This is a genomic window from Vibrio sp. R11-SG3-ISO9 (genome assembly GCF_059834255.1).
Window position 1 is genome coordinate 56,752 of record NZ_JCBDGU010000010.1, and the last position, 20,206, is coordinate 76,957.

Annotated in this window: 16 protein-coding genes; 11 read left to right on the top strand and 5 right to left on the bottom strand. The window is 43.7% G+C overall.

Annotated features, from left to right (window positions below; all coding sequences use genetic code 11):
• Nucleotides 1–62: 62 nt before the first annotated feature.
• Nucleotides 63–827, bottom strand: a complete 765-nt coding sequence (locus tag AC6R05_RS04285; RefSeq protein WP_500646664.1) for a transporter substrate-binding domain-containing protein — start codon at nucleotides 825–827, stop codon at nucleotides 63–65.
• Nucleotides 828–1,093: 266 nt separating this feature from the next.
• Here AC6R05_RS04285 and AC6R05_RS04290 point away from each other — a divergent pair, with 266 nt between their 5' ends.
• From AC6R05_RS04290 to AC6R05_RS04320, 7 genes are all read left to right on the top strand, one after another.
• Nucleotides 1,094–1,972: an NAD(P)-dependent oxidoreductase gene (locus AC6R05_RS04290; protein ID WP_032549194.1), complete on the top strand. Its 879-nt coding sequence runs from the start codon at nucleotides 1,094–1,096 to the stop codon at nucleotides 1,970–1,972.
• 327 nt (nucleotides 1,973–2,299) lie between these two features.
• Nucleotides 2,300–3,331 (top strand): hypothetical protein, encoded by a 1,032-nt coding sequence (locus AC6R05_RS04295; RefSeq protein WP_500646665.1) that lies wholly within the window; start codon nucleotides 2,300–2,302, stop codon nucleotides 3,329–3,331.
• 214 nt (nucleotides 3,332–3,545) lie between these two features.
• Nucleotides 3,546–4,850: an MATE family efflux transporter gene (locus tag AC6R05_RS04300; RefSeq protein ID WP_500646666.1), complete on the top strand. Its 1,305-nt coding sequence runs from the start codon at nucleotides 3,546–3,548 to the stop codon at nucleotides 4,848–4,850.
• A 186-nt stretch (nucleotides 4,851–5,036) separates the two neighbouring features.
• Nucleotides 5,037–5,798 (top strand): ABC transporter ATP-binding protein, encoded by a 762-nt coding sequence (locus AC6R05_RS04305; RefSeq protein WP_500646667.1) that lies wholly within the window; start codon nucleotides 5,037–5,039, stop codon nucleotides 5,796–5,798.
• 20 nt (nucleotides 5,799–5,818) lie between these two features.
• A complete protein-coding gene (locus AC6R05_RS04310; RefSeq protein WP_500646668.1) occupies nucleotides 5,819–6,652 on the top strand; it encodes an ABC transporter ATP-binding protein in 834 nt (277 codons plus the stop codon).
• A complete protein-coding gene (locus AC6R05_RS04315) occupies nucleotides 6,642–8,162 on the top strand; it encodes an ABC transporter substrate-binding protein (protein WP_500646684.1) in 1,521 nt (506 codons plus the stop codon). The genes AC6R05_RS04310 and AC6R05_RS04315 overlap by 11 nt, the downstream gene beginning before the upstream one ends.
• A gap of 4 nt (nucleotides 8,163–8,166) precedes the next feature.
• Nucleotides 8,167–9,903 carry an ABC transporter permease subunit gene (locus tag AC6R05_RS04320; RefSeq protein WP_500646669.1) on the top strand — a complete coding sequence of 579 codons (1,737 nt, stop codon included), beginning with the start codon at nucleotides 8,167–8,169 and terminating at the stop codon, nucleotides 9,901–9,903.
• A 141-nt stretch (nucleotides 9,904–10,044) separates the two neighbouring features.
• Here AC6R05_RS04320 and AC6R05_RS04325 read toward each other — a convergent pair whose 3' ends face one another.
• Entirely contained in the window at nucleotides 10,045–12,279 is a 2,235-nt protein-coding gene (locus tag AC6R05_RS04325; protein ID WP_500646670.1) for a hypothetical protein, read from the bottom strand.
• Nucleotides 12,280–12,816: 537 nt separating this feature from the next.
• On the opposite strand from AC6R05_RS04325, the gene AC6R05_RS04330 reads away from it, so the two are divergent.
• The 4 genes from AC6R05_RS04330 to AC6R05_RS04345 all read left to right on the top strand — a co-directional run bounded on the left by AC6R05_RS04330 (nucleotide 12,817) and on the right by AC6R05_RS04345 (nucleotide 16,991).
• Nucleotides 12,817–13,590 (top strand): MipA/OmpV family protein, encoded by a 774-nt coding sequence (locus AC6R05_RS04330; RefSeq protein WP_500646671.1) that lies wholly within the window; start codon nucleotides 12,817–12,819, stop codon nucleotides 13,588–13,590.
• Between the two features lie 94 nt (nucleotides 13,591–13,684).
• A complete protein-coding gene (locus AC6R05_RS04335; RefSeq protein ID WP_500646672.1) occupies nucleotides 13,685–14,461 on the top strand; it encodes an EAL domain-containing protein in 777 nt (258 codons plus the stop codon).
• 467 nt (nucleotides 14,462–14,928) lie between these two features.
• A complete protein-coding gene (locus tag AC6R05_RS04340) occupies nucleotides 14,929–15,603 on the top strand; it encodes a response regulator (RefSeq protein ID WP_500646673.1) in 675 nt (224 codons plus the stop codon).
• Nucleotides 15,604–15,608: 5 nt separating this feature from the next.
• Nucleotides 15,609–16,991 (top strand): ATP-binding protein, encoded by a 1,383-nt coding sequence (locus AC6R05_RS04345; RefSeq protein ID WP_500646674.1) that lies wholly within the window; start codon nucleotides 15,609–15,611, stop codon nucleotides 16,989–16,991.
• Between the two features lie 107 nt (nucleotides 16,992–17,098).
• On the opposite strand, the gene AC6R05_RS04350 is transcribed toward AC6R05_RS04345, so the two are convergent.
• The 3 genes from AC6R05_RS04350 to AC6R05_RS04360 all read right to left on the bottom strand — a co-directional run bounded on the left by AC6R05_RS04350 (nucleotide 17,099) and on the right by AC6R05_RS04360 (nucleotide 20,104).
• Complete coding sequence (locus tag AC6R05_RS04350; RefSeq protein WP_500646675.1) at nucleotides 17,099–17,581, bottom strand: peptide-methionine (S)-S-oxide reductase; 483 nt, start codon at nucleotides 17,579–17,581, stop codon at nucleotides 17,099–17,101.
• A 99-nt stretch (nucleotides 17,582–17,680) separates the two neighbouring features.
• On the bottom strand, nucleotides 17,681–18,556 hold the full coding sequence (locus AC6R05_RS04355) for an EamA family transporter (protein ID WP_500646676.1): 876 nt from the start codon (nucleotides 18,554–18,556) through the stop codon (nucleotides 17,681–17,683).
• Between the two features lie 75 nt (nucleotides 18,557–18,631).
• Entirely contained in the window at nucleotides 18,632–20,104 is a 1,473-nt protein-coding gene (locus AC6R05_RS04360; RefSeq protein ID WP_500646677.1) for a carboxypeptidase M32, read from the bottom strand.
• Between the last annotated feature and the right edge of the window lie 102 nt (nucleotides 20,105–20,206).

Here is a 20,206-nt window from a genome sequence, read left to right on the forward strand (position 1 = left end):
GACTCAATTGAGTCGGCGTTTTAATTGTTGAGATAGGAGAAGAGACTAGATAGTGGGTGAGGCTATTTTAAAGAGTTCTTCTGTAATAGCTCATCTTCAACACCCTTGAGCTTCATCTCATCCATAATGAAGTTGACGGTGTTCAGTAGGCGCTGCTCACCTTTTGGAATTAAGTAACCGAATTGGCTATTAGTAAATGGTGTCTCACAACGCGCGGCTTCTAAGCGTTCATCGGTGACTTGATAGAACAAACCTTCTGGTGTTTCTGTCACCATGACATCGACCTTGCCTGTCGCGACCGCTTTCGGTACATCGAGATTATTCTCATAACGAGTAAAGCTTGCCTGTTGCAGGTGTTTATCTGCGAACGCTTCGTTGGTTCCACCAATGTTGACGCCAACTTTGACCGAGGGTTGATTCACTTTATCGATAGTATTGAATTTCTCGGCAGTACCTTTGGCGACCAGAAAGCACTTACCAAAAGTCATGTAACCTTGGGTTTGTTCTGCAGCAAGTTGACGTTGCATCTTACGAGTTATGCCACCCATTGCGATGTCGTACTTATCTTCTTCTAAGTCTGTGAGCAGATCTTTCCAAGTTGTACGAACTAGTTTGAGCTCAACACCCAGTTGTTCCGCCATATGCTGGGCGACGTCGATGTCGTAGCCTGAATAGCTTTTTCCATCGAAGTAAGAGAAAGGTTTGTAGTCACCAGTAGTGCCCACTCTTAGCGTGCCTGACTCTTGGATATCTTCCAACTGGTCAGCCGCTGCTGTTCCACTCGCAGCAAGAACGATTGAAGCGAGTAATAAAGAGATCTTTTTCATTGTTATTGTCTGTTGTGTTTGGTGTGAGAATTAAAACTAACAGAAAGGGAAGAAGAAAGAGATCAAACCAACGCGTAATTAGACTTTATTGCCAAAAGTAGCAATTAGTCTGACTATTAACTGACATATTGTCTGATTTATACCCCATGATAAGCCTAATACGTCTAGCTGATCACAGATTCTAACTCAAGGTCATTGCACAATAGGTTTTGCACCAATATAATATAATCATACAATAACACATTACTTGAGTTTAGGAGTTAGTTATGACAAAACCTGTCATTGGTTTCATTGGCCTTGGTCTTATGGGCGGCAACATGGTTGAGAACCTACAAAAACGTGGTTATGAGCTAAACGTTATGGATCTTAACAAAGAAGCGGTTGCAGCTTGTGTAGCTCGTGGTGCAAAAGAAGCAACTTCTGGCAAAGAACTTGCGGAAAACAGCGACATCGTGATGCTATGTCTTACAACATCTGCTGTTGTAGAAAAAGTGGTATACGGTGATGAAGGTATCCTAGCGGGTATCAAAGAAGGTGCAACACTGATTGACTTCGGTACTTCTATTCCAGCTTCAACGCGTAAGATTGGCGAAGACCTTGCAGCGAAGGGCGCTGGTATGATTGACGCCCCTCTAGGTCGTACACCAGCTCACGCGAAAGACGGCCTACTAAACATCATGGCTGCGGGCGACATCGAAACATTCAACAAAGTTAAACCTGTTCTTGATGAGCAAGGCGAAAACGTATTCCACCTAGGTGCTCTAGGTTCAGGTCACGTAACTAAGCTTGTAAATAACTTCATGGGTATGACGACTGTAGCAACAATGTCTCAAGCATTCGCTGTTGCAAAACTGGCTGGCGTTGATGGCCAACAACTGTTCGACATCATGTCTGCAGGTCCATCTAACTCTCCATTCATGCAGTTCTGTAAGTTCTACGCAGTAGATGGCGAAGAGAAGTTAGGTTTCTCTGTAGCAAACGCGAACAAAGACCTTGGCTACTTCCTAGAGATGGTTTCAGATCTAGGTACTGAGTCGCTAATCGCTGAAGGTACGTCTAAGAGCCTACAAGCTGCAGTTGATGCAGGTCTAGGTCAAAACGACGTTCCAGTACTATTTGACTACTTCACTAAGCTAGAGAAGTAATACAAATAAGCCCTGCTCATGAGGATTTTTCTTCCTTTTCTCTCATGAGTAGGGGTGCTCATTTGTCTGATTTATTTGTCAGTAAGCACTCTCTTAAAACATGCATTTGCGTGCTTTATTTATCTTCGTATTTCTGCCTTCCATTGCTTCATCTCTTAGCACCAATTCGAGTGCCAGCCTGATTTCATAACCCTTAAAGATCTTAAAAACCATGAATTTATCCGTGTCTGATCTACGGAGACGGAAACTCCATGTTACTCTTAAGTCATAATAGAGTTAGAAACAGAAAATTCTCACTCGTGAATATCGGTTTTAAGAGAGGTAGACATGAAAGTGTCTAAGAAGGAACGCAGAATCATTGGCAATGCGCTTGATGAGTGGCAGTCCCAAGGTGTTTTAACACAAGAAGAGCATGACAAGCTGACGAGCACCTTCGAGGTGTCGGCTTTCGATTGGACTCAGATTGCTCGTTACTCGTTCACTATTGCGGTGACATGCGTTGTATTGGCAACCTTATCCTTTGTGTTTGATGAGTGGTTGATAGAGCTGTTCAAAAGCATCTTCACTGCGCCAGAACTAGCAAAGAGCCTGTTCTTCTTAGCGGGAGCTGTTGGCTTTTACGTGTTCGGTATTCGCAGAAAGAAACTCTACCCAAGTAAAGTCTTGGCCAATGAGGCGCTGTTCGTTCTCGGAATGATAAGCACCGCGCTGTCGATCTTTTTCCTTGGAAAGGTCATAGAGACAGAGAACCTAGCACCACTGATTCTACTAGCCTCAGCGATTTATGGTTTGACTGGGCTCTGGCTGCCTTCGCAAACGGTCTGGATATTCGCTCTGATGACATTAGGTGCGTGGTTTGGTTTTCATTCCTATCAAGTTCAGAGTGATGGTTACTATCTAGGTATGAATTACCCGCTGCGCTTTGCAGTGTTTGGTGGACTATTGCTGGTGGCGAGTCTTTACGTTTTACCAAGAATCAGAGCAGCGATGGAATTTGAAAGTGTGACCAAGTTTGTTGGCTTGCTCTATTTTTTCTTCTCTCTTTGGTTGCTCTCAATATTCGGAAACCATGCTGATTTCAGTATTTGGTTGGATATAGAGCAGATCTCGATTCTGTATTGGTCGGTGCTACTTTTAGTGGTTTCGCTTGCGGCACTCTATCTCGGATTGAAGCATCATGATGATATGACTAAAGGTGTCGCTTTGGTGTTCATCTTCTTGAACCTTTATAGCCGTTTCTTTGAATACCTTTGGGAAGGTATGCACAAAGCCCTGTTCTTTGCGATTCTCGCGGTGAGTTTTTGGTTATTAGGGACCAAAGCAGAGAAGATTTACCAGTTAAAGCTACCTAAGGCTTGATGTGCTAAGTAAACATGTCAGACAATATTAACAATTGATATTAATTATCATTAACTTTATCATCTGGGAGATTTCTTGATTAAGGTAAATATGCGCCTTTCTTGACTGTGTTACCTTGATGAATGTGACTCTCTATTAGAGAAAGCAAGAGCCTCGAATCTACGGAGGCTCTTTTTTTTGATTTCAACTCACAACTGTTCCGAGTTAAACCCTAATGAATCTAACTCATAAAGATTACTTTAAGATTGCTTTTCCCTTTATTGTCTCGACTGTTACGCAACCTTTACTCGGTGCGGTAGATACTGCCGTTATTGGCAAACTCGGTGTCGCTGAGCTGATTGGCGGCGTCGCAATCGGCACCGTCATCATGAACACCTTATATTGGTTGTTCGGCTTTTTCCGTGTCAGTACAACGGGCCAGAGTGCTATTGCGCTTGGTAGAAACAGTCACTCAGAACAGGCGAGTAGTCTGTTTCGCCCATTTGTACTGGCTTTGTGTGTTGGATTGATTTTCATAACGTTACAATCATTGATTTGGATGGGCGCAGAATGGATCATCTCTCCGGACGCTAGTGTTGGGCAAAACGCCAAGATCTATTTTGACATCATGATTTACGGCGCTCCGTTTGTGCTGTTGAACTACACCATCATCGGTTGGTTGATGGGGCAGGCTAAAGCCAAAGAAACTTTGTTCACGCAAGTGTTTGGTAACGTACTCAATATCGTCTTGGATATCGTGTTCGTACTCTATTTTGATATGGGGGTAGCAGGCGTCGCAGTTGCTACTTTGATTGCACAAGTTACTACCTTTGCTATCGGTGTTGGCTTCGTCCTTAAAACATGTCAGTTCTCGCTGTTCGATCACCTAACCACAGCGAAGATGTCTAAGAAAGACCTGAAAGTGATTATGTCTTCTAATATGGACCTGTTGCTACGTACGATTTGTATTTTGGTTTTCTTCAATATGATGGCTCGAGTGGGATCGCAGTTAGGCCCAGATGTGCTAGCAACCAATGCGATTCTAATGCAGGTTACTTTTATCGTTAGCTATATGTTTGATGGGGTAGCGAATGCTTCAAGTGTATTTGCTGGTAAAGCGGTAGGTCAGAAAAATCCGAAGTTGCTCGATAGTGTTATTAAGTTAAATACTCAATGGACGACCGCATTTGTAGTCGTGTTGACTCTTTTGACTCTAGTCTTCAAAGAGCAAATCGTCATGCTATTCACCACGCTACCGGAACTGAACACTCTATATCTTGAAATGAGCCCTTGGTTACTTGTATTCCCACTGGTGGCGGGATACGGGTTGACTTTCTATGGTATTTTCACCGGGACTGGTACGACGAAACCGGTAAGGAACTCAAGCTTTATAACGCTGCTGGTGTTTTTAGCGGCGCAGCTTATAGCTGTGCCACAGTGGGGAAATCATGGTTTATGGCTAGCCTTTACGCTCTTTTATGTTGGACGTTTTGTTTTCCTATATCCATCTATCCAGCAAGTGCGAGAAAAGTGTTTATAGCTTCATATTTATAAATCAAACGTGTTTATCTCATAGTATTGAAATTCCCAACTAATTAAGGGCAGGTGAGCTTGCCCTTTATTCTCGAAAACCAAAAAACAGTCAGATTTAACCCTTACGGGATGTTTTCTCAGCCAAACCCGCATGATAGTATTGTTATGTTATACTATTACAAGCTAAACTGTCGTGAACACACAACCAATACTCGCTGTAAATCAACTTCAAATCTCAGATTCTCATCAGTCTTTTTTCCGCAATATCTCTTTTACTCTTGCAGAGGGTGAAGTGCTTGCCGTTATGGGACCGTCTGGGATTGGTAAGTCTATGTTGTCCAAAGCTGTTGCTGGTTTCTTACCTAAAGATGTCTATGCTCATGGAGAGGTCTTTATCAATGGTAAGGAAGTCAGCACGCAAGCGATGCTGCAAAGAGAAGCGGCTCAAAGACCTGCGGTGATTTTTCAAGACGCGTTACAAGCTCTGAACCCATTGGCTTCAGTCGAGCAACAGCTTAGTTTAGCCTTAACGGGCAATAAAACGCGTCTCAACTCGACTCACAGAGCAACCGTATCCACACTGCTTGACCAACTTGGCTTTACTGACGCTGACATGGCTTTAAAGCAGTATCCAAGTCAGTTATCTGGTGGTCAAAGACAACGCATATGTATAGCCATTGCTCTGCTTGGTCGAGCGAATTTGCTTATTGCTGATGAGCCAACCAGTGCGCTTGACCCAATTACCGAGTCAGAGATCCTTACTCTATTTAGAAATAGCATTCAGCAAAGAAATATTGGCGGAATGTTGATTACTCACGACTTATCTGCAGCGCTCGCTTGCGACAAGCTGTTGGTGATTGCAGAGGGTACTATGGTGGCTTACGGTACTCCGAAAGAGGCGATTACCTCAAGCAAGCACGAGTTCTGCCAGCAACTGGCTCAACTGCTTCCGTAGTTTAGAGTCGGAGTCCCTTTATGCACAATCATACTCAACCTATGTCCGCACAAGTTCGTTTTGAAAATGTGAACGTCCATTATTACTCGAAGCCTGCTTGGCTTGGAGGAAAGCCATTCAAAGCGCTCGATCAACTTGATCTAAATATCGAAACTCAGAACTTGGCGATTGTCGGGCCATCAGGCGCCGGCAAGTCTACTTTGATTGAGCTGCTTTTCAGTTTACGCCGACCTACGTCGGGTGAGGTGTATATCTGTGGGCAACCGCTCTCATCAAGTTCAGAGAAACAGCGCAGAGCATTATGCCAGCATATCCAGCTTATTCCACAAGAGCCACAATCGAGCTTGAACCCTTACTACACAGTGGAACAGTTGTTATTGGAGCCACTTATCAGCATGGGGCTTACTGATAATAAAGAGCAAAAAATTGAAAAGGCACTCAGAGATGTTGGACTTAACGAGTCACTATTAGCTCGTCCATCAAGACAGCTCTCCGTTGGCCAAGCACAGAGAGTCGCAATTGCTCGCGCTTTGATTGTAGAGCCTTGTGTGCTGGTGGCTGATGAGCCCACCAGTAGCTTAGATCCAGTGAGTCGACAGCAGGTCCTAGACTTGTTTGTATCCATCCAGCAGCGACGCCAAATGCGACTGATCTTGGTGACTCACGACTTGAATGCAGCCGAAGCGTTGTGTGATGAGATCTTAGTGCTCGACAAAGGCAAAGTCGCTGAATACGGCGATGCTAAGCAAGTGATGAAACAACCCAAACATATGACCACTCGAGCTTTATTGAGTGCGCAAAAAACGAATCATGAATACACAAAAACCATTGGAGAGGTCTCGTATGCACCTTAATACGCCAAAGTTAGCAGTAGCGCTAGCTCTAAGCACATTGCTAACAGGTTGTTTCGATTCTGAAGAGAAGAAACAAGACGCTGAACAGACGGCGACACCTGTTGCTAAATCATCAGAAATTCGTGTTGCGATGATGCAACCGCCAAGAACAGGCCTTTCGCCTCTATCTGACGACGCATTCAAGCTGTCTCGTTGGAGCACGGCTGAAACATTGGTAAACCTAAGTGACCAATCGGTGGCGGAACCAATGCTAGCAACCGAGTGGGAACAAGTTGACCCAATGACTTGGACTTTCAACGTACGTGAAGGCGTTAAGTTCCATGACGGCTCAGATCTCAACGCTGCGGTTGTTGTTAACTCACTTCAAAAAGCGCTAGATGCAGCGCCGAAGCCACGTATCCTTGATGGTATTGAATGGCAAGTTGAGGCGATTGGTGATTTTAAGGTTCAGATAAAAACAACGTTTAATGATCCACTTCTGCCAAGCCGTCTATCAAGCCCACAACTTTCTATTCTATCGACAGCTGCTTACCAAGAAGATGGCCGTGTGAACTCAATTAAAGCGGGTACTGGTCCATTTATCCTGACAGAAATCAACGGTACAACGAGCGCGAGACTGACACGCTTTGATGGTTACTGGGGTGAGAAAGCAAAAGTTGAAAACATCTTGGCGGAATACGTGCCTAACGGCTTCGCACGTGCAGCGGCTCTGCGTACTGGTGAAGCAGACGTAGTAGAAGCGGTTCCGGTTTCTCAAATCGCAATGATGGATCAATCTCAACTACATGAAGTTGCGATGCCTCGTACAAACACACTATATCTAAATAATCAGTCTGAAGTGTTTAGCCAATTTGCTCTGCGTAAAGCGGCAGGTCAAGCAGTGAATCGCGAGCAAATCATTGAAACGGTTTACGAAAACCATGCTGATCTTGCTAAAGGTCTTTTAGGACCAGCACTAGCTTGGGCACAGCCAGTACGTGATAAGAATCCTCGTATGGAAACCATGGAAATTCGTCAAGCTAACGGTGAGAAGATCACTATTGGTACCTTTACTGACCGTGCTGAACTGCCTGAAGTAGCAGTACTTCTAAAGCAGCAACTAGAAGCGGCAGGCTTCGTGGTTGAGCTAGACGTTCGTGAATATGCTCAAATTGAAAACGACGCACTTGCAGGTAAGTTTGATGCCTTCATTCTATCGCGTGCGACCGTTCTAGATTCGGGTGACCCAGTTGCTTACATGCAGAGTGACTTCAGTTGTGACGGTTCATTTAACTTAGGTCAGTTCTGTTCTGAAGAAGTGGATGCGGCACTAGATCATGCTGACCGTCAACCTCTAGGTGAACTGCGTCAACAAGCTATCATTGAAGCTGAGAACTTGATTCTGGGTCAATACGCTGCGATCCCTCTATTGCACGAGCGTGTGATTCAAGGCGAAAGCGACAAAGTGACAAACGCACAGCGTGACCCACGTGAACGTCGTCTTATCGACCAGTTTACTGAGGTGAACTAACGCAATGTCACTTGTTGCCAACATACGCCTCAATTGGGGCGCTTGTATGCCATGGCTGTCACGCTTAGCTTCACTGAGCGTGGTGGTGGTTTTAGTGGGGCTAATGCCCGATATAGCTGGGATTGACCCAAGTCAGGCGATCTTGCGTGCACGAGCAGGTGCTCAGCAGTTAATGACGGCTGAAGCACTGCAAGCGATTCGTGCTGACTTGCAGTTAGACCGTTCTGCCACAGAACGATTGTGGGACTGGTTGGTGCTGGCTGCGCAAGGCGATTTGGGTGTCTCTTGGGTAGATGGTTCACCTGTTATGCAGAGTGTTCAATCTACGGCGAAAACGTCACTGTTTTTGATGGCTTGTGCACTGACTATGACGTTAGTATTCTGCCTTATCAGTGTCTTGTTTACCATTCATCGTTGGCAACAAAACAAGCTAGATAATCAGCACAATAGCTTAAGCTCTGTGTTGGTGTCGCTTCCTGAGTATGTGATTGCGTCACTCCTTATTTTGGTATTCGCAATTTGGCTAGGTTGGTTTCCACCTTACGGTTGGACCAGCACCCAAAACCTCTGGTTACCGACACTAGCGCTCGCTTTACCTGCCAGTGGTTTATTTAGCCGACTATTGAATGACAGCTTGATTCGAGTTCTTGATGAACCTTGGGTTATCACTTGGCTTTCAGCTAACATCAGTAAATTTCAGATCTTGAGATTTGCCTTGTGGCGAGCACTGAGCAATCTTATCCCGCAACTTGCCATGATTGTGATTGGTTTGACTGGCGGTGCGGTGGCAGTCGAGCAGATCTTTTCTATTCCCGGTATTGGTCGCTTGATTCTGGGCGCGGCTAAGTCGCAAGACCTTCCACTGCTTCAAGGTGGTCTGTTGGTATTGCTCGCATTCTCGATTCTGATCAGTAGCATCAGCATCATGATCCAGCGTGCTTTGCTCGGGCACAGCGCGACCAGCGGTAAGTTGATCAGCAGTCACAGCACATTTCGCTTCACCCAGAGCCGAACAAAAAGAAATGCCAGCTTAACCATCTTCGTTCTGCTTATTGGTTGTGCTGTGTGGGCGCTTGTCCGTGACCCTTACCTCATCCAATTTCCTCGATTAGCCTCACCGAGTCTTGCAGCCCCTTTTGGTGCTGATGCGGTAGGTCGAGATCTGCTTGCGAGAGTGGGAGGAGGGATGTTCTCGACCATGAAAATGGGAATACTGGCGACCTTCCTAAGCCTGGTGATCGGCTTATTGCTTGGATTTGTGACTCGTTACAGCCAAGGTCTTATCGAGATCACCAAAGCGGTGCCTTATATCGTGGCAGGTCTCTTGGTGGCTGGTTTAACTGGGATGAACCCGAACAGTGCCTTGATTGCCATCGTGTTAGTGTCTTGGGCACCTTTAGCTGCGCACTGTTCAAGCTTGGTGTTAGAAGCAAAGGCTCAGCCGTATACGCATTTGGCTCCTGTTTGGGGGACTAGCCGTCTGCGTGTATTGCGTTATTATTTGCTCCCTTATGTTTTGCCGCCACTTATAAGGCATGCATTGTTAAGACTGCCCGTTATTACGTTGAGTTTAACGTCTTTGAGCTTTATCGGTTTGGGAGCGAAGCCACCGGAACCCGAATGGGGCTTGCTGATTGCCGAGAATCTACCGTACATCGAGCGTTCTGCGATTGGTGTTATCGCGCCAATTGCTGGCCTTGTCATGCTCTCTGTTGCGATTAACTTGTTGTTTGATGATTAGGTTTGATAGCGACTTGTTTGATGAAGAGCGGCCAACGGTAAGCGCGGCACAATGACTAAAGAAAAAGCCTCTTGACTCTGTATGACAAGAGGCTTTTCTATTTGTGACGTATTTTAGGATGAGAAATTTGGTACTCACTGCTTACTCTGCGTTGACCAATATTAGACCTTGGTATCCTCCAATTTGAACTTCGGTTACCGGCTCTCCGAGGTTCCCACTAGCATCTACAGGTCTCATTTGCTTACCCAACTGAATCGTAATCAAAGGTTCTGAAAAATAACTCATATTTCGGCCATGAAAGTCGGTTCGATACAGCACTAAACCTTTTTCAAACTGACGTGCGAGAACCATCTCTTCTGGTCCGCCATTGATGACTTGATTCTCCGATTGGTAAGCGAAGTAAGTATGAGTAGGCATTACATGAGCCATTCCATTGGGTAAATCTTGATGAACTAACTCGGTCATCGCACTATCACCAACAATTGTGTAATCGGCAGCATAAGGCGTCGAGGTTGATAGCATGAGTGGGATTGCATTGTGATTGCTCGGGATTTCCCCTGAAGGCGCACCTATGTCCACCTTCAATAACGAAGTAGGTTGGTAGGCAATGTTTTGAGCAATGCCATTGGTGTAGTAATTACCACTGGTGGTGTTATGACTCCCATACAGATAACTGCTATTCCACTGATTAAAGTAGCTGCGATCCGTATGATGGTTGAGGTAGTAGATGGCAAGGGCTGAATACTGGTCTTGTTGCCAGTTTTCTTGCGTGTTTCCAAAATATTGAACTCGACCATATCGTGTCGTAGCTTGGAAAATAACGCTACTACCAGACTGAGCTAACGCTGAGTTATCCCAGAACTTAGATATTCCCGCATACCCGCTGAAGCCAGTAGTGGCGAAGAGGTAGTGCTCTCGAAGATACAAAGAGCCTGCATCGATGAGATGAGATTGCCCATTTCGGCCATACAGATTTGCCGTCCCGATATTCAAGCCAACAAGTGTTCCGGGTTGATCGGTTGCAAGTCTGTTTAGGAACGACGAGAAGTGGTTTTTGTATAGAGAGTCTGCTTCGTCAGAGCCCGCTATCGCTTGCAGCTCGGTAATGTTACCTCCGGAATAAACGAAGAATTGATTACTGCCCAATAGCTTATTAGTGTCATCGTTGTAAGCCCCATTTAAGCCTTGTTCTGCCCAATTTGTTGAGTAGTAAGCTGATATAGCCTCTTGATAGTCGTTGTTAGCTAAATTTGTTAATGCCCAAGATGAAGATTGATTCCACATGCGGCCGAAAGGGATAACCCGAGATTCCCAGCGAAAACGCGCTGTTGCGTTTTTGTTTGTACGAGCTTTGTATTCAGAGTTTGATAGATAGTTGTCGTTGTTGATGTCTGCTGAGTGATCAAAGCCTCTGATCTTTCTCCATCTCTCAATTGTTCGGCCATCTGGCGTCGTTTCTGCTGCGTTGGTGAGTTTCATCGTTGGGAAAGAGTTTTTGAGTTTTACTTCTTTTAGACGCGGCCTGTGCTCTGTCTCATTCCATCGAATGCGCACTACATACAGTCGGCCACCATCACGAAGGTATTCAGAGCCAAAATACTGCCCACCGCCGTAACTGGCACCGCTACCATCGTGCGTGGTTGCACGCTTCCAATTATCCGGCATGTTCCAAATTACCGCTTGGTTCTTGGTCATGTTCAGGGTCTTATCTTTTTTGATCGAAATGGTTTGCCATTGGCTAGCTTGACCGCGCTGGTCGATAGCATTTGGATACTCAATTGAAAAGCTTCCCCCAGTAGCAAACTGAGAAAATTTCAGCGTTAAGCGATCAAATGGTTCAGAGTGATAAATGTAGAGCGCACCATTGTTGTCAGAGTGCTCGAACACATCGGCATCCCATGGCGGTTGTTGATAGAGCCAAAACCCCGCGTGCGACTGATCGACGGTGTATCCAACAATCATGGGCTTTCTGTTGAGGATGGTGTTCTCACCGTGCGTAGAATCAACCTCCGCAATCACAGTGTCTTCAGAGAAGTGTAGGAAGAAATCTTCGTAGTTTTGAGCGTTGGCTTCAGCGTAGTTTCTAAGTTCGTCTTCAACCCAACTTGAGTTGATCTCTAGTTTTTGGTTATACATGTAACCCAATGTATTGCTACGGGCGTTGTCGGAGGGCTTACCATAAGAACCGAAAACAATATCACTGTTGCTCAACTCCCAATCAATTAACTCTTGAGCTGTTAGCTCAACATCATTGTGATTGGTTGTAGGTTCGTGTTGTCCTGGAAGGATAAAAGCGGTGCCTGCAGAAGGGAACTCAGTTGAAACCGCATTGAGTGAAATTGCCATCAGACTGGCTGCCAAAATAGTTTTAGTCATTCCCACAATTCCAAATCCAAAAATTACAGCAAAAAACGATACGTCAAATTGACAATCAAATTAGGAAAAAGTATTGGCGAAGAACAAATTATGATCAAGTTAAAAGGCGCTGAATGTAATAATGCTCCCTATAACTTAATGAATATCAGAGCTATTTATTTTTTTATTATATAGAGGAATTAAAGTGGAGACTCATTCAAAATAGTTCATTTAATTCTCATTTTGAGAAAAAACTAACGATAGATATTAACTATAAACCATATATGCCTTTGGTTTTATATCCTCTTGATTATTCGTTCAATTGCTTATTGTTGACTGTAACAAAAACTTAATTTTTTAAGGAAAATAAAATTGGCTTCGTTTATTTTGAGTTTATAAAGCGAATCTATACTGCCCGCCATCAACTAAGTGCGAGGTCGTGTTTGACACATAAGTGGAGGGGTTACTTTACCTCCTGTTGATTACTAATAAATTTGTAATCAATCAGCACGCTTGCATAAGTGATTATTTAAACATCAAACAGACGAAGAGATAATTATGAAAACTTGGGTTTTAGCAGCGGTAGCAACACTCCTTTCTGGTACAACAATTGCGGCAGAGACATACATTCGTAACGGAAACGTTTATTCACACGAAGGAAAATGGAGTGCAGAAGCGGGTGTCGCAACAACGAGTGACCTATTTAAAGGGCAGAAGCACAGCGTAGTGCCACTTTTGAATTTTGGTTATCACGGTGATGATTTCAACGCTGATCTTAATGAGATTAACTACCGCTTTATTGGCACCAACAGCGATTTCATCAATATGAACGTCTTTGTCGAAAGCAGCGGTATGTACTACGAATCTGATGATGCCAAGATTCTTAAGGGTATGAATGATCGTGACCTTGGTTTAGATTTTGGTCTTAATATGGATTTAGATTTCGGGGCTGACGTTGTTTCAGCCTTCTTCCAACATGACGTGACGGGCAAGTCTGAAGGTTTCAAGACAGGTTTGAAATATACAGCGATTGTTGAACTAGATCAGTGGGTATTCGTACCTTTCGCGAGCGTTGTTTACAAAAGTGAAGACTTCGTCGATTACTATTTCGGTGTTACTCAAAAAGAGGTGGCAGCGAATCGTAAAGCTTATAAAGCGGATGGTACGTTCTCTTACAGCCTTGGCTACAAATTAGTGATGCCTATTACAGATAATCTCGAACTAACCCATACATCGGCATACACTCGCTTGGGCTCTGAGGTTGCAGATTCACCATTAGTTGATAGTGCAAATCAATGGTTAGTAGGCGCATCGGTCGCATACTACTTCTAATAATAAAACAACGTTAGGAACGTAATAGTTGGCTCCTATTCAGGGACGAATAGACTTCTCTATCTTTTTAGAATAAATGGTTACTGAGGACGATATGATTCGTTTTAATTACAACAGCAGAGTCTTTGAAATTTGCTTTGAAAACTATGTGATCAGCAGTGCTTACCAAGACTTGCGGAATGAACTAGGGCATGTATATGGCCATGAAGCATTATGTCGCATAAAAGAGAATGGTATTGAAGTTGCGCCATATAAGTTCTTTGAGTATTTGAAATCTCGTTCATTTGTTGAAATGGTAGAGTTGAATATGCTGATAGTGAATATGCATCTAAAAGGCTTTAGATATTCAAGTATTTATGATTCAAGGTCTAAGCTATTTATTAATATGGTTCCAAGTTTTTTTAAAATTATTTATCAAAATGAAGAAGTGTTACAGAGTTTGGTTCGCGCTATTCTCATCGAAGACATTAAACTTCATCAACTTGTCTTAGAAATAACAGAAAGCCCTTGTCCTATTGATGATTTAGTTGAATTTTACTTGGGTGTAGATAAGTTGAGGAGTAAAGGCATACTTATTGCGATTGACGACTTCGGTACGGGGCATTCAGACTTTTCAAGAGTGGCTGCAATTAAACCCCATTACGTCAAAGTAAGCCGTGAATTATTGCTTTATTCTCAGATATTTAAAAACAATGAACTTAGAAAATTGGCCGCGCTGTCTCAAACAGAGAATATCACCTTGGTTTATGAAGGCATCGAGTATTTAGAGCAGTACGAATTCGCCAAAAGCAATGGGGCAAGGCTGTATCAAGGGTACTTGCTGTCTAAACCTGTTCATCATGCTATCTCCCAGATGCCTTGTTACTTTTGATGTGATGCCTAAAAAAGTTGGGCTAGATGTGGTTCTTATCATGTTTTGACGTCTAATTTTTCACTTTTTATATATTCAAGGTCAATAGTGGTCTCTAGTAACATTTGTCAATTTGATAGTGTGTAAAGCATTATAAAACCAGTAAAAAACATTACTCCCCACCCAGATAGAGGCTAAATATTAAACAGTGGTTTGATTATTTATTCTAGTTGAAAGAATTCTTATACTTCCACATAATAAAATTACTCTCAATAAGCCAACTATTTTTCATTAGATTCATTGTAATTTAATAAATTTATGATAACTTCTCGCACCAAATTATAATAAAGCCACTAACTTATATTGACCTAATGGTTAATATAACCCTTCTATGTGGCCATCTTTTATTAGATAGTGAAACTGGCTATCAATTAGTCTCGTCGACTTGGTTTTTCTGTACCTGTATTTGAATAATTTTAGGAAGAACTATGAACATATTGATTGTCGAAGATAACATCCAACTTCTCAATGAGTTAGCCATGCAATTGGTCCACAAAGATATGCGTGTTCATAGAGCTGAGACAGGTGGAGAGGGCGATTATTGTCTTAATAATTTCCAGGTCGACTTAGTGATCTTGGATCTTGGTTTGCCTGACGGTGATGGCATTGAATGGCTTGAGAAGTGGCGTAGCAACGGGGTTACGGTTCCTGTATTGGTATTGACCGCTCGTGACAACTGGGCAGATAAAGTGGCGGGGCTGTCTGCTGGCGCTGACGATTATCTCGCTAAGCCTTTTGTATTTGAAGAACTTGTGGCCCGTGTTCAAGCGCTATATCGCCGCTCTTATGGCGTTGCTCAATCTACTGTCGATGTTGGTTTATTCTCCCTTGATATGGATGCCAAGCAGATCTCTGTTGGGCAATCTATTTTAGATTTAAGTGCTTATGAATACCGTTTGCTTAAGTGCCTATTGCTTAACGAAGATAAGGTCGTTTCAAAAGAGCGCTTGCGAGCTGAAGTTTATGGTGACGAGTTAACGGAAGATGGCAATGTTATTACCGTTTTATTGAGCCGTATTAGAAAGAAGATAGTTTCAATTACTAATGAAGACCCAATTACTACATTACGAAATCAAGGTTATAAACTGTGCAACATAAGGTGAGCGCTATGTTGAAGAGTTTAAAGCTTAGATACATAGTTGCTAGTGGGTGGGCTTTACTCACTCTTTCTTTTTTATATGGGCAAGCCAATTTAACGGTTTTTTATTCGAACTCTGATAAGTTTGTGAATATGTGGCTCTCGTCTGGTGGTGAATATCTAATAGACGACTTTGCCATTGATGAGCAGGGGCAGCTTCAATTGAATCGTCCAATTCCCAAACGTTTTCAAGGGCGGATCGAACAGCTCCTTGTGTTTGATGAAAATCACAAGCTGCTTTTTGAGACTAACCCACAAGACTCTCTTAGAGTTTATGTACAAAAAAAGTGGTTAAATCATGACCGCTTTGAAGAGTTCTCGATTGAGTCAGAGGACCTTAATTATTTTGTTGGCGTTAAGCACTATCAGAAGACTGATACTCTGCCTAGTTTAGTTTTCGTGACAATCAAAGAACATCATGCAATTGACCCCGTGTTCTTCAATGAAGTTGATCAAAACTTTGTTTATATCAAGGTGATATTTGCTCTACACATTTTGTTGATCATTCCTTTGATGTGGTGGTTCTCAAATTGGAGCTTGAAGCCAATAGACAAGATTAACAACCAACTTCTAGCACTTAAGCAAGATGAAATAGGTAGATTAGACAATAGTACTGTTAAGGAACTTAAGCCTTTGGTTGAAAGCTTGAATGGTTTGATTCATTACGAGCGCCAACAAAAAGAGAAACAAAGACAGCTTCTCTCGGATTTGTCACATGGATTGAAAACACCACTATCGGTGTTACAAGGAGTTGCGCGGAGCCATTCATTAGGCATTCCGCTGCACGACAATAAGAAGATTGATTACGTGATAAATCAAGAAGTTAAAAACATGGTTGATCAAATCCAACATCGTTTGAAAGTTGCATCTAACGATCACAGTTCTGTTTTATCGGCACAAAGTCATCAGGTTTCTGAAATCGTCGATCAGTTGGTGTTTGGTATGAAAAAGATACACGCGACAAAGAACGTGACGTTTAAGTTGTGTGTCCCAGCAGATGTCGTGTTTGTCGGCCAGCGTAATGATTTGATGGAGGTGGTGGGCAATCTTATCGATAACGCATGTAAATATGGTAATGGTGAAGTTCATGTTTCCGCTTACATCAAGAGCTCGAAGTGTCTTTATGTGGTTGTTGAAGACAATGGAGAAGGTGTACCAGACGCGTTAAAAGAGAAGTTAGGTGATCGGGGAATGCGATTAGACAGTCGAGTTCAAGGTTACGGACTTGGAATCAACATCGCGCAGGAGCTATTGGCAAGCTATCATGGTCTTCTAAAAATTGAGGATTCCTCTTTGGGTGGCGCTAAATTTACCGCTGTGTTTGAAGTCCAAGAAGATTTACAGCTCAGGTAGATTTATTGCTTGGGTAGACTTATGGGGATTTTTAGTTTTCGGTCACATTAAGTTAAAGATAGAGTAGGTAATGGAGCGTTTAATTTGATGGTTAAACGCTCTTTTTGTTATTTATTCTTGTACTTATGCAGCAGATCCCAAGGAATATGACACAAGTGATGATTCTCTGGGTGAAGTGACAAATGGTGCTGGTGGATGTCGTCACTTGGGACAAAGTTTGTCAGAGGCAAAATCTCTAGAGCGATTCGTTCGGCATCATCTCGAGCTGCAATGATTTGTTTGGCTTGTTCAAGGTGTTGCGGCTGCTCACTGTAAATACCAGTTCGGTACTTCTCGCCAACGTCATTTCCCTGTTTGTTCACACTGTATGGGTCGATAATCTCGAAAAGGTGATGTATTAGCGTTTCTAAAGAGACTTCCGTCGGATTAAAAGTCACTTCTACACATTCAGCATAACCATCGTAATCGCCTTGAGTTGTCGCACTCTTACCATTGGCCCGCCCAGCGTTAGTGTCAACAACACCGGGTACGTACTTGATAAACTCTTGGACTCCCCATAAGCAGCCACCTGCTAGGTAGATTTTTTCCATTACTCTTCGCTCATAACTAAAACAGGACTATGTTAATGATTCCTAGTCGTTGAATCCACTCCATGGGGGTAGGTGTCCATTCTTAGCAATATCAATTAACTATTGCCACATCACCAAAATGGCTGCAATTGCGATAAAGAATAGGGCAAGCATGTCTTTATTCTTAACTGGCTCTTTAAGCCAGAACATCGAGATAAGCATGGTAAAAAACACTTCGATTTGCCCGAGTGTTTTTACATAAGGCACTGCCTGGAGCGACATTGCGCTAAACCAACCGAGTGAACCGACAAAGCTCGCGATACTGGTCATGATCACCAATTTGGGTTTGGTGAACATCAGCTTCAATGTATCGCGGTCTTTTAAAAGCAAATACGTTAACAGCAGTAGGGTTTGCGTCAGAATTACAATGAACAAAACCCACGCCGCACTGTGCGGGAATGGCAATTTAAGGCTCAAGCTAGCCTCACGGATCCATAGCGAAGTGAGAGCGAAAGCGGTGCTACAAGCGAGGCCGATTGAAGCCGTCTTTAGAGATACACTGCGAACACCATTGGCACAACTCAGCAGAAATACTGCAACCATACCAAAAGCGACGCCAACCCAACCGAGTAATGTTAGTGAAGTGCCGAAAAACAGCATCCCCAACAGTGCGGACACAGGGGCTTCACTTTTTGCCAGCCCAGCACCAATCGCAAAGTTGCGCTGCTTAAACAGCACCACCATTAAACCTGTTGCGACGATCTGCATAATAGAAGCGCCAGCCAGAAAGAAGTAAGAGTGCTCCGTAAAGGTGGGCATTGGTGCTTCTTGGTATTGGTAGAGGCAGAACAAGTAGATTAGGGCGAGAGGGCTTGCCCAAAGAAAACGCGCAAGCGTTACCCCTGAAACGTTCAAGGTTTGACTTAAGCGGCTCTGAAAAGCGTTTCTCCATGCTTGGCTAGAAGCGGCAAGCACAGTGAACAGGATCCATTCCATGGTTATCTTTCCTTGGGAAGGAGAAAAGGAGCAGCGTGTGATTCGCGCTGCTCGGTATTCGTTTCAACTACGGTTTTATAGGTAGCGAGCTTTCAAGTGATCTTGGAAGAACTTGGCATTCAGCGTTTCGCCTGTTGCGCCTTTCACCAACTCGTCTGTGGTTAGCAAGCTTCCTTTGCTCCAGATGTTGCTCTCCAACCAGCTAAAGACCGGCGTAAGATCGCCAGATTGAATTACGTGGTCCACATCAACCGTCTGCTTCATTGCTGCCATAAACTGCGCTGCATACATTGCACCTAGTGTGTAACTTGGGAAGTAGCCAAATGCGCCGTCCGTCCAGTGAATGTCTTGCATACAACCGTTAGTGAAATTACCTTGAGTGCTAAGCCCTAAGTAATCTTGCATCTTTTGGTTCCATAGCTCAGGTACGTCTGTATGGTTGATGTTACCGTTGATCAAATCGCGTTCAATTTCATAGCGTAAGATAACGTGCGCTGGGTAGGTTAGTTCGTCGGCATCAACACGAATAAAGTCTTTTTTAACGCGGGTGTAAATCTTTTTAAAGTTCTCTTGTTCGAACTCTGGACCGCTGAATTGATTTCCAGCCATACGAGCCAAATGTGCAATGAAAGCATCGCTTCTACCAACTTGCATTTCAAAGAACAGAGATTGAGACTCATGAATACCCATTGAGCGCGCTTCGCCTGCTGGTGTGCCTGCTAGTGCTTTTGGTAAACCTTGTTCGTAGCGTGCGTGGCCAGTTTCATGAACAATGCCCATTAATGATTGAACGAACTCTGACTCATCGTAGCGAGTTGTAATACGGACATCTGAAGGCACGCCGCCACAGAATGGGTGCACACTTTCATCCAGTCGACCATGTTCAAAGTCGAACTTGAGCAGTTTCATCACCTCAAGGCCAAGCGCTTTTTGCTTGTCTGTTGGGTAGTGACCTGTTGGGGCAATCAACTGTTCCGTCGATTGCTTCTCGATAACTTGATCAATCAAGCCAGGAAGCCAAGTTTTTACATCGCTGAAAAGAGCGTCAAGAGAAGCAGAGCTAGTACCCGGTTCGTAGATATCTAACATTGCATCATAAGGTGTTAGGCCTGCTGCATCGGCTCTGATTTGTGCTTCTTCACGAGAAAGCTCGACAACTTCACGCCAGTTCTTTTCGAAACCAACCCAGTCGTTTTCGCCGCGCTGTGTTCGCCAAGCATGTTCACACTTAGAACCAGCTAGAGACTTTGCTTGCACTAGCTTTTCAGGAAGAAGGTTAGCTTGTTGCCACTGTCTTTTAATCTCTCGCAGTGATGACTTTTGCTCTGCATTCAGATCTTCATTCTCAGCGTCTGCGATCCAATCAGCCAATTGAGGTTGCGTCATTAGACCGTGAATATGAACGGATAGCTCTGCCATCGCGTCACTACGTGCTTGGTTACCACCTGCAGGCATCATAGATGCGGCGTCCCAGCTACAAATTGCAGATAAATGTTGGAAGCGTGAACATTTTTGAGAATGTTCAACCAGTTTTTTGAATGCGCTCATCATAATTCCCTGAGAATAAAAGAAATAGTTTAGCAACCAACGCGATAGTGACCAATAGGTTTGTTCTACAAAGCGACCTTGGTTGTAAATAATTTGTAAACC

Bases quoted from the DNA above. Each gene is read 5' to 3' on its own strand.
- AC6R05_RS04310 (WP_500646668.1), top strand. From the start codon at position 5,819: ATGCACAATCATACTCAACCTATGTCCGCACAAGTTCGTTTTGAAAAT.
- AC6R05_RS04330 (WP_500646671.1), top strand. From the start codon at position 12,817: ATGAAAACTTGGGTTTTAGCAGCGGTAGCAACACTCCTTTCTGGTACA.
- AC6R05_RS04285 (WP_500646664.1), bottom strand. From the start codon at position 827: ATGAAAAAGATCTCTTTATTACTCGCTTCAATCGTTCTTGCTGCGAGT.
- AC6R05_RS04325 (WP_500646670.1), bottom strand. From the start codon at position 12,279: ATGACTAAAACTATTTTGGCAGCCAGTCTGATGGCAATTTCACTCAAT.
- AC6R05_RS04345 (WP_500646674.1), top strand. From the start codon at position 15,609: ATGTTGAAGAGTTTAAAGCTTAGATACATAGTTGCTAGTGGGTGGGCT.
- AC6R05_RS04315 (WP_500646684.1), top strand. From the start codon at position 6,642: ATGCACCTTAATACGCCAAAGTTAGCAGTAGCGCTAGCTCTAAGCACA.
- AC6R05_RS04290 (WP_032549194.1), top strand. From the start codon at position 1,094: ATGACAAAACCTGTCATTGGTTTCATTGGCCTTGGTCTTATGGGCGGC.
- AC6R05_RS04300 (WP_500646666.1), top strand. From the start codon at position 3,546: ATGAATCTAACTCATAAAGATTACTTTAAGATTGCTTTTCCCTTTATT.
- AC6R05_RS04335 (WP_500646672.1), top strand. From the start codon at position 13,685: ATGATTCGTTTTAATTACAACAGCAGAGTCTTTGAAATTTGCTTTGAA.
- AC6R05_RS04360 (WP_500646677.1), bottom strand. From the start codon at position 20,104: ATGAGCGCATTCAAAAAACTGGTTGAACATTCTCAAAAATGTTCACGC.
- AC6R05_RS04355 (WP_500646676.1), bottom strand. From the start codon at position 18,556: ATGGAATGGATCCTGTTCACTGTGCTTGCCGCTTCTAGCCAAGCATGG.
- AC6R05_RS04320 (WP_500646669.1), top strand. From the start codon at position 8,167: ATGTCACTTGTTGCCAACATACGCCTCAATTGGGGCGCTTGTATGCCA.
- AC6R05_RS04340 (WP_500646673.1), top strand. From the start codon at position 14,929: ATGAACATATTGATTGTCGAAGATAACATCCAACTTCTCAATGAGTTA.
- AC6R05_RS04350 (WP_500646675.1), bottom strand. From the start codon at position 17,581: ATGGAAAAAATCTACCTAGCAGGTGGCTGCTTATGGGGAGTCCAAGAG.
- AC6R05_RS04295 (WP_500646665.1), top strand. From the start codon at position 2,300: ATGAAAGTGTCTAAGAAGGAACGCAGAATCATTGGCAATGCGCTTGAT.